The sequence below is a fragment of the Streptomyces sp. NPDC048275 genome, assembly GCF_040652275.1.
Classification (GTDB): domain Bacteria; phylum Actinomycetota; class Actinomycetes; order Streptomycetales; family Streptomycetaceae; genus Streptomyces.
Map to the genome: position 1 here is coordinate 1 of NZ_JBEZLR010000183.1, position 8,334 is coordinate 8,334.

General features: G+C 69.4%; 8 protein-coding genes. 4 read left to right on the plus strand and 4 right to left on the minus strand.

All coding sequences use genetic code 11. From position 1 onward, the window contains the following. Nucleotides 1–140: 140 nt before the first annotated feature. Both AB0D57_RS46510 and AB0D57_RS46515 read right to left on the minus strand, forming a co-directional pair. Nucleotides 141–2,684 carry a polynucleotide kinase-phosphatase gene (locus AB0D57_RS46510; protein ID WP_362088576.1) on the minus strand — a complete coding sequence of 848 codons (2,544 nt, stop codon included), beginning with the start codon at nucleotides 2,682–2,684 and terminating at the stop codon, nucleotides 141–143. After that, nucleotides 2,681–4,156 carry a 3' terminal RNA ribose 2'-O-methyltransferase Hen1 gene (locus AB0D57_RS46515; RefSeq protein ID WP_362088577.1) on the minus strand — a complete coding sequence of 492 codons (1,476 nt, stop codon included), beginning with the start codon at nucleotides 4,154–4,156 and terminating at the stop codon, nucleotides 2,681–2,683. Before AB0D57_RS46515 ends, AB0D57_RS46510 begins: the two co-directional genes overlap by 4 nt. 363 nt (nucleotides 4,157–4,519) lie before the next feature. On the opposite strand from AB0D57_RS46515, the gene AB0D57_RS46520 reads away from it, so the two are divergent. Further along, a complete protein-coding gene (locus tag AB0D57_RS46520) occupies nucleotides 4,520–5,443 on the plus strand; it encodes an LLM class F420-dependent oxidoreductase (RefSeq protein WP_362088578.1) in 924 nt (307 codons plus the stop codon). Nucleotides 5,444–5,563: 120 nt separating this feature from the next. Here the strand turns inward: AB0D57_RS46520 and AB0D57_RS46525 are convergent, their stop codons facing one another. Both AB0D57_RS46525 and AB0D57_RS46530 read right to left on the minus strand, forming a co-directional pair. Then, nucleotides 5,564–6,415 carry a helix-turn-helix transcriptional regulator gene (locus AB0D57_RS46525; RefSeq protein ID WP_362088579.1) on the minus strand — a complete coding sequence of 284 codons (852 nt, stop codon included), beginning with the start codon at nucleotides 6,413–6,415 and terminating at the stop codon, nucleotides 5,564–5,566. Nucleotides 6,416–6,424: 9 nt separating this feature from the next. Then, entirely contained in the window at nucleotides 6,425–7,180 is a 756-nt protein-coding gene (locus AB0D57_RS46530; RefSeq protein WP_362088583.1) for a DUF6879 family protein, read from the minus strand. A 183-nt stretch (nucleotides 7,181–7,363) separates the two neighbouring features. Between AB0D57_RS46530 and AB0D57_RS46535 the strand changes: the two genes are divergently transcribed. The 3 genes from AB0D57_RS46535 (at nucleotide 7,364) to AB0D57_RS46545 (ending at nucleotide 8,197) form a co-directional block, all read left to right on the plus strand. Further along, nucleotides 7,364–7,567, plus strand: a complete 204-nt coding sequence (locus tag AB0D57_RS46535) for a hypothetical protein (protein WP_362088580.1) — start codon at nucleotides 7,364–7,366, stop codon at nucleotides 7,565–7,567. Then, entirely contained in the window at nucleotides 7,564–7,785 is a 222-nt protein-coding gene (locus AB0D57_RS46540; RefSeq protein ID WP_362088581.1) for a hypothetical protein, read from the plus strand. Before AB0D57_RS46535 ends, AB0D57_RS46540 begins: the two co-directional genes overlap by 4 nt. Before the next feature lie 202 nt (nucleotides 7,786–7,987). Continuing rightward, on the plus strand, nucleotides 7,988–8,197 hold the full coding sequence (locus AB0D57_RS46545) for a hypothetical protein (protein WP_362088582.1): 210 nt from the start codon (nucleotides 7,988–7,990) through the stop codon (nucleotides 8,195–8,197). Nucleotides 8,198–8,334: the final 137 nt, after the last annotated feature.

An 8,334-nucleotide genomic window follows, 5' to 3' on the forward strand; every position in this document is an offset into this window, starting at 1 on the left:
GCTCGTCCTCAAACGCCGGACGGGCTGACATACCCAGCCCGTCCGGCGTTTGAGGACGAGGCCGTCCAGGCCGAAGCGGGGGTCTGGGGGCGGCAGCCCCCAGGGACGGGACGGGTAGGGGCGGCGGGGGCGAGAAACCCTCACAGACGGGGGTCGACCGGCTCCGACTCCAGCGCCAACACCCCGAACACCGCCTCATGCACCCGCCACAACGGCTCCCCCTCCGCCAGCCGATCCAACGCCTCCAGCCCCAACGCGTACTCCCGAAGCGCAAGCGACCGCTTGTGGTTCAGAAAACGCCCCCGCAGACGGGCGAGGTTCTCGGGCCGGGTGTACTCGGGACCGTAGATGATCCGCAGGTACTCCCGCCCCCGGCACTTGATGCCGGGCTGCACCAACCGCCCCTGCGCGGACCGCACCACCGCCCCCACCGGCTTGACGACCATGCCCTCACCCCCACGCCCGGTCATCTCCAGCCACCAGTCGACGCCGGCCCGCACGGACTCCGCGTCCCCCGTGTCCACGAACAACCGCCGAGTCGTCTGCAGCAGCCCACTCCCGTCGTGCTCGACGAGCCGGTCGATCAGCGCGAGCTGCTCGTCGTGCGGCACCCCGGCCAGACTGCGCCCCCGCACGGCGAGGATCTGGAAAGGCGCGAGCCGCACCCCCTCCAGGCCCTCGGTCGTCCAGCAGTACCGCCGGTACGCGTCGGTGAACGCCGCCGCGTCGGCGGCCCGCTCCCGCTGCTTGCCCAGCAGTTCCTGTACGTCGACACCCCGCGCCGCCGCCGCTTCGAGCGCGATCAGCGCCCCCGGGAACACGGCCCCGGACGCGGCGCCCACCGCGGCGTACTGCGTCCGCAGCAGTCCGGACGCCTTGAGCGACCAGGGCATCAACTCGGCGTCGAGCAGCAGCCAGTCCGTGTCCAGTTCCTCCCACAGCCCCGCCGCCCCCACGGCCGCCCGCAGCCGCCCGAGGATCTCCTCGGTCACCGTGGCGTCGTCGAAGAAGGGCCGGCCGGTGCGGGTGTACAGCGACCCCGTGGCCCCTTCCACACCGAACCTCTCACGCGCCGCCGCCGCGTCCCGGCAGACCAGCGCCACCGCCCGCGAGCCCATGTGCTTCTCCTCGCACACGACTCGGGCGACCCCGTCCTCCTGGTACTGGGCGAACGCCTCGGCGGGGTGCTCCAGGTAGCCCTCCACGTGGGACGTCGCGGTCGGCGCCATCGTCGGCGGGAGATAGGGCAGCAGCCGCGGGTCGACCGCGAAACGGCTCATGACCTCCAGAGCCGCCGCCGCGTTCTCCTCACGCACCGACACCCGCCCGGCGTACCGCGTCTCCACGACCCGCCGGCCGTGCACGTCCGCGAGGGCGAGCGGCCGCCCCTCGTGTCCACCGGGCGCCTCGGAGGCCAGCGGCTTGGCGGGCTCGTACCAGACCTGCTCGGCCGGTACGTCGACGAGCTCGCGCTCCGGCCAGCGCAGCGCGGTGAGCTTGCCGCCGAAGACGGCACCTGTGTCGAGGCAGATGGTGTTGTTCAACCAGGTCGCCTGCGGAACCGGAGTATGCCCGTAGACAACTGCCGCCCGCCCCCGGTAGTCCTCCGCCCACGGGTAGCGCACCGGCAGCCCGAACTCGTCCGTCTCGCCGGTCGTGTCGCCGTACAGGGCATGCGAGCGCACCCGGCCCGACGTGCGGCCGTGGTACTTCTCGGGCAGACCGGCGTGGCAGACGACGAGCCGTCCGCCGTCGAGGACGTAGTGGCTGACGAGCCCGTCGACGAACTCCCTCACCCCTGCCCGGAATTCCTCGCTCTCCGATGCCAACTGCTCGATGGTCTCGGCGAGTCCGTGACTGTGCTGGACCTTGCGGCCCTTGAGGTAGCGGCCGAGCTTGTTCTCGTGGTTGCCCGGCACGCACAGGGCGTTGCCTGATCCGACCATGGACATGACCCGGCGCAGTACGCCGGGGGTGTCCGGGCCGCGGTCGACGAGGTCGCCGACGAAGACGGCCGTACGGCCCTCGGGGTGAGCGCCGTCCACGTAACCGAGCTTGCCGAGCAGCGCCTCCAGCTCCGAGGCGCAGCCGTGGATGTCGCCGATGATGTCGAAGGGGCCGGTGAGGTGGGTCAGGTCGTTGAACCGCTTCTCGGTGCGGACCTCGGCGCTCTCGATCTCCGCCACGCCGCGCAGGACGTGCACCTTCCGAAATCCCTCGCGCTCCAAGTGCCTGAGCGAGCGCCGCAGTTCGCGGATGTGGCGCTGGATCACGCGGCGCGGCATGTCGGCGCGGTCGGTGCGGGAGGCGTTGCGCTCGGCGCACACCTCCTCCGGCACGTCCAGCACGATCGCGATCGGCAACACGTCGTACTGCTTGGCGAGTTCGATCAGCTGGCGGCGGCTCTCCTGCTGGACGTTGGTCGCGTCCACGACCGTTCGCCGGCCGGCCGCGAGCCGCTTGCCCGCGATGTAGTGGAGTACGTCGAAGGCGTCGCCGCTGGCGCTCTGGTCGTTCTCGTCGTCGGCGACGAGGCCCCGGCAGAAGTCGCTGGAGATGACCTCGGTCGGCTTGAAGTGCTTGCGGGCGAAGGTGGACTTGCCGGAGCCGGACGCGCCGATCAGGACCACGAGGGAGAGGTCGGTGACGGGCAGGGTGCGTCCCTGGGTGTCGTTGCTGGTCATGCGGCCTTCTCCTCCTTCGTGGTGACGGTGGCTGTGCTCATCGAAAACGTCGCCATCTGGGTCGGCGGTCCCACTTCCGGGTCCTCGGGGCCGACGGGCGTGAACTCCACCGCGTAGCCGTGCCGTTCGGCCACCGCGTGGGCCCAGCCCTGGAACTCCTCGCGGGTCCACTCGAAGCGGTGGTCGCCGTGCCGGGAGTGTCCGGCCGGGAGGGTCTCCCAGCGGACGTTGTACTCGACGTTCGGCGTCGTCACGAGGACGGTCCTGGGGCGGGCGGTGCCGAACACCGCGTACTCCAGGGCGGGCAGCCGGGGCAGGTCGAGGTGCTCGATGACCTCGCTGAGCACGGCGGCGTCGTACCCCTTGAGGCGGGGGTCGGTGTAAGCGAGCGAGCCCTGGATGAGCTTGACCCGTGCCGCCTGCCGCTCGCCCATCCGGTCCAGCTTGAGCCGCCGTGAGGCGATGGTGAGCGCGCGCATCGACACATCGACACCGACGATCTCGGTGAACCGGGTGTCCTTGAGCAGCGCCTGCACCAACTGCCCCTGCCCGCACCCGAGATCGAGCACCCGGCCCGCGCCGGACGTGTGCAGCGCCGCGAGGATCGCGTCCCGTCGCTGCACGGCGAGCGGTACGGGCTTGTCCTCCGTGTCGGTCTCCTCGTCGACCGCGTTGTCGATCTCCCCGACCTCGCTGTCGTCCGCCTCGGCCAGCCGTACGAGTTCCAGCCGCTCCATCGCCGCACGGGTCAGCGACCAGCGGCGCGAGAGGTACCGGCTGGTGATCAGCTTCTGCTCGGGGTGGTCCGCCAGCCAGCCCTCGCCCGCCCGAAGGAGCTTGTCGACCTCGTCGGACGCGACCCAGTAGTGCTTGGCGTCGTCAAGCACGGGAAGCAGGACGTAGAGGTGTCGCAGCGCCTCGGCCAGCGTCAGCCGCTCCGACTCCAGTACCAGGCGTACGTACCGCGAGTCGCCCCACTCCGGGAACTCCGCGTCCAGCGCCACGGGCTCGACGGTCACCGTCCAGCCGAGCGGCTCGAAGAGCGTTCGTACGAGATCCGCGCCGCCCCGTGCGGGCAGTGCGGGTACCTCGATACGGAGCGGGAGCGGCCGCGCGGGCAGTTCGGGTTTCGCGGTGCACTGGCCCTTCATCGCGCTGGAGAACACGCCGCTCAGCGCCACGGCGAGCAGGGACGACGCCGCGTAGGGGCGGTCGTTGACGTACTGCGCGAGCGCGGCGTCGGGCGCGCCGCCGCGCCCCTTGCCCTTGCCCCGCCGGACCAGCGCCACCGCGTCCACCTCCAGCAGCAGCGCGGCCGTGCACCGCTCGGCGGACGCCTCGGGATACAGCACGTGCGCCGTGCCGTAGGACGTCGAGAACGCCTGCGCGTTGTCGGGATGCTTGTGCAGCAGAAAGCCGAGGTCGGTCGCGGGGCGCTCTGCGGTACCGGTGGTACTGATCGTCAGGAACACTGTGGGTCTGCCTCGAAACGTCTTCTGAGCTGCGGGGGCTTACCGCGTCGTCCGGCATGGTGCACAGGGCGTGCACCCACGCCAAGGGCCGGCCAACCGCAGCGACGGGAAGCGCGCCTCCAAGATCACCACCGTGACCTGTCGTCGTCGGCGCGCCTGCACAACGTACAGCGAACGTCCCAGGCAGACTCAGGAATTTTCACCACAGCGGCGCGCGGCGGCTTCGGCCACCACGCGCCGCGCACCCCACACCACGACCCCACACCGCACACCGCACACCGCACACCGCACACCGTCTGCCTGTTTCTGGTGGGACAGCGGTTCAAAGTGGGGCGGAAGATGTGACCGGTGCATGATGGATGCATGGATCTTCGACTCTTTACCGAACCGCAGCAAGGGGCGACCTACGAGACGCTGCTCCGCGTCGCCAAGGCCGCCGAAGACCTCAATTACGGAGCTTTCTTCCGCTCAGACCACTACTTGCACATGGGTTCCGTCGACGGGCTCCCCGGGCCCACCGACGCGTGGATCACTCTTGCCGGCCTCGCCCGCGAGACGAGCCGGATCCGCCTCGGCACCCTCATGACGGCCGGCACCTTCCGTCTCCCGGGCGTCCTGGCCATCCAGGTCGCGCAGGTCGACCAGATGTCGGGCGGACGGGTGGAACTCGGTCTCGGCTCCGGCTGGTACGAGGCCGAGCACGAGGCATACGGGATCCCGTTCCCGAAGGAGAAGTTCGGTCGATTGGAGGAACAACTCGCCATCGTCACCGGCCTCTGGGCCACGCCCGTCGGCGAGCGGTTCACCTACGCGGGGAAGTTCTACCAGCTCAAGGACTCCCCCGCGCTTCCCAAGCCCGCGCAGCCGAAGATGCCCGTCCTGATCGGTGGTCACGGTGCCAAGCGGACCCCGGCGCTCGCGGCACAGTACGCCGACGAGTTCAACATCCCCTTCGCCTCCCTCGCGGATACGGAGCAGCAGTTCCAGCGAGTGCGTGCCGCGGCCGAGCAGGCCGGACGCAAGGCCGACGACCTCGTGTACTCGAACGCGCTCGTCGCCTGTGTCGGCAGGACCGACCTCGATGTGAAACGTCGCGCCGACGCCATCGGGCGCGACGTGGACGACCTGAAGGCCAACGGTCTCGCGGGCTCCCCGGCGGAAGTCGTCGAGAAGATCGCCCAGTATCAGGCGGTCGGGTCTCAGCGCATGTATCTGCAGATGCTCGACCTCGACGACCTGGGCCACCTGGAGTTGATCGCGGCCGAGGTCATGCCGCAGGTCGGTTGAATCCTCAGTTCGTGTCGGCCCGGGTCCGCGCCAGTGACCCGGGCCGGCTGGCGGGCTCCGCTGCTCAGCAGACGTGCCGCAGCGTGCACCTGACAGCGGGAGGGTCTGACCCGGTCGGACCTAGGTGACGTTGAGTTCCCGACGCGCACGGCTGATCAAATTCTGAGCATCGCGACCGAAGACGGCCGACTCGCGCAGAGTCCGCCAGACCTTGAGGTGGGTCGCGACGCTGTCGGCGTCGTCGAGCCAGAGTTCGGCGTGCCAGTTCTCGACGACGACCTGTTGTTCGTCGTAGACCCAGAAGCCGCCGCCAGGCGGGATCTTCAGAGACGCGCCGATGGGCACGATCCCGAGTTCGATGGTGTCGAGACCGATCGCGCCGGAGAGGCGGTCGAGCTGTGCGGCGAGCACCAACGGCGGACAGATCAGCGCGCTCAGCACAGGCTCCCACAGGAGGACGTGATACCTCCGGCCGCCGCTGTAGAGGCCCTCCTGACGCTTCATGCGGGATCGCACGGCCTCCTCGATGTCCCGCACCGAGCCGTGGAGTTCGGTGAACCGGCCGAGAATCGCCCGCGCGTAGTCGGGGGTCTGGAGCACACCGACGATCCACGACGACTCCCAGGCGTGGAGGTTCGTCGCCTGTGCCTGGGCCGCGTTGTGCGCGTCTTGGACGGCCTTGTGCCCCGAGGCGAGCTGGCGCCGCCAGGAGCGGATGTGGGACTCAAGTCCCCGGAGGCGGGCGAGGAGTTCCCCGTCCACCTCCGGCTGGCCGGTGGCTTCCGCCCACGCACTGAGCTCGTCAGCCGTGGCCGTCTGCTTGCCGTTCTCCAGCTTGCTGATCTTCGACTGGGGCCAGCCCAGTCGCTGGGCCAGGACCGCGCCGGTGAGCCGACCTCCGGGAGCAGCCTCGCGCAGCTCCCGGAGACGCTCTCCGAGAGCCGCGCGTGCCTGCTGGAAGTCAGTGCTCACCGGTCCCGCTCACTGCTCCCGGGAGGTCATGTCGGCCGCGAACTCCTCGTACGGGACAGCGTGGTGCATGGCCGCGTCCCGGGCCATCGAGTACCTGATCACCTCGGCCGGTTCGGTGATCAGCTCCACGTCGCTGAAGTTGTCGTCGGCGTCGAAGCGGAGGAGCGCGATCAGTCGGGAGTCGAAGATCCAGAAGTCCTCGGCGGGAAGGCTCAGACGATCAGCCTCGGCACGCGAGAGGTTGCGAATGTCCTCGCCCAGGACGGCGTTCTTCTCGGCGTGCGCGAGCAGGTAGCACTGTCCCTCCGTCGCCGGGTCGTCGACCAGGCGCACGCGGCCGACGCTCGCGCCGCCCGCCGTCTTCGCCTTGATCGTTACGGACCACGGCGTGTCGAGATCCCAGGTCGGCGTCTCGCCTCGGACGAACTGCGCGTAGGTCTCGGTCGCCTCGTCGGAGGCGTAGCGGCGCCGGGTCTCCAGTCGCCAGGCCGTGTGCTCGAATCGCTCGAAGAGCTGCCCGAACGCGTCCAGGTCGATGATCCGCGCGTCGCGCATCATGTCCTTGGGCCCCCAGTCCACGATCAATTCGCGAGGTACGACGATCGGTACCTCTCCCTCTCCGAGGTGCCGGAGCTGCGCGATGTCCTGAGCATCGGTGAGCGGCGGCCCGTGGACGATGATCTCGCCACTGTCCAAGTCCTCGTGCACGGACGGGCAGCCGCCCTCGCCACTGCCGGTGCCGTTGAAGCGTAGTCGCCTCATGATCGTGCCCTTCTCGTTGGGTTTTCGATCACTGCATGCCTTCGGATCAGCTTTGCGTCACCGCTTGCTCGTCGGCTACGCCTCACAGACTGCCGCATGAGAAAGCCCGTGCATAAGTCATCGGGACCACAGAATATCCGTGAATATCGGCTAGCCCCTCAACTGGTGCATCTCAAAGCTGAGTTCATGACCACTGCACAGAAGTCGGGCACGACCGAAGCCGTCGATGCGGTCGAGGTGCTGCGTGGAGCGTTGACGGCGGCGGGGATCGTCCTGCCGTCCCTGGGAGCCGACACGGCCTCCCCCGCCCTGAATCTGATCAACCTGGGCCGGGTGCGCGCCGACGTCGCGCTCAAGCTCGCCGACGTTCTCCGGCAGGGGTGCGCATGAGCGCGTACGAGCCGGACGTCGGAGACCTCGTGTTCGACGAGGCGACACGCAGAATCGGCGAAGTCGTCGATCACGTCGGTCCCTACTGGCAGCTCAAGCCGGTCGGCGGTGGCCGCGAGTGGGACGCACACGGCCCCCTGCGGCCCGTCACGCAGGCAGAGCGGCTGTCGTCCGGCGTGGCCCTCGCCAACGCGACGAGCCGGGGTGAGCGGCTGTGAGCCCGACGACCGCGAGTAACGAGGTGACCCTGTCGGCCGAGTGTGCGGTCGCTCAGCGGCCGGAGTACGAAGATCTCCACACCGAGTGCAGGCAGACGAAAGACGTGCCGCTGCCGCACTCGAACGGCCTGATCCTGGTCCGTCGATGCGGCTGCGGCTGCCATCGCGCAGCGCCGGAGGCTCGCCCGGGCGGTGATCGGGCATGAGCGCTCGCCTTCGGATCTGCCGCGCCTGCGACGAGGTGATCGACGACCCCGAAGACGGCGTGATCGTCAGGCACGAGCTCAGCAACTCGGGGCCCGGCTGGGACGTCTGGGCGCACCGCGAGCACGCCGACGACGTCGAGCTGATCAACCCTGACCTTCTCCGGATCATGACGCGCGTCTGGGTTGTGAAGGCGGCAGCCGAGTAGCGCCTGCCTCAACACAGCGGCCAGGATGTTGCGTTCACCCTGGCTTCCTCATGCTGTTGTCAACCGGCTGCGGAAGCTGGAAGCGTGACTTGGTAGCAGCGTCGGTCACGGATCAGGGCCCACAGGACGTTGACGCG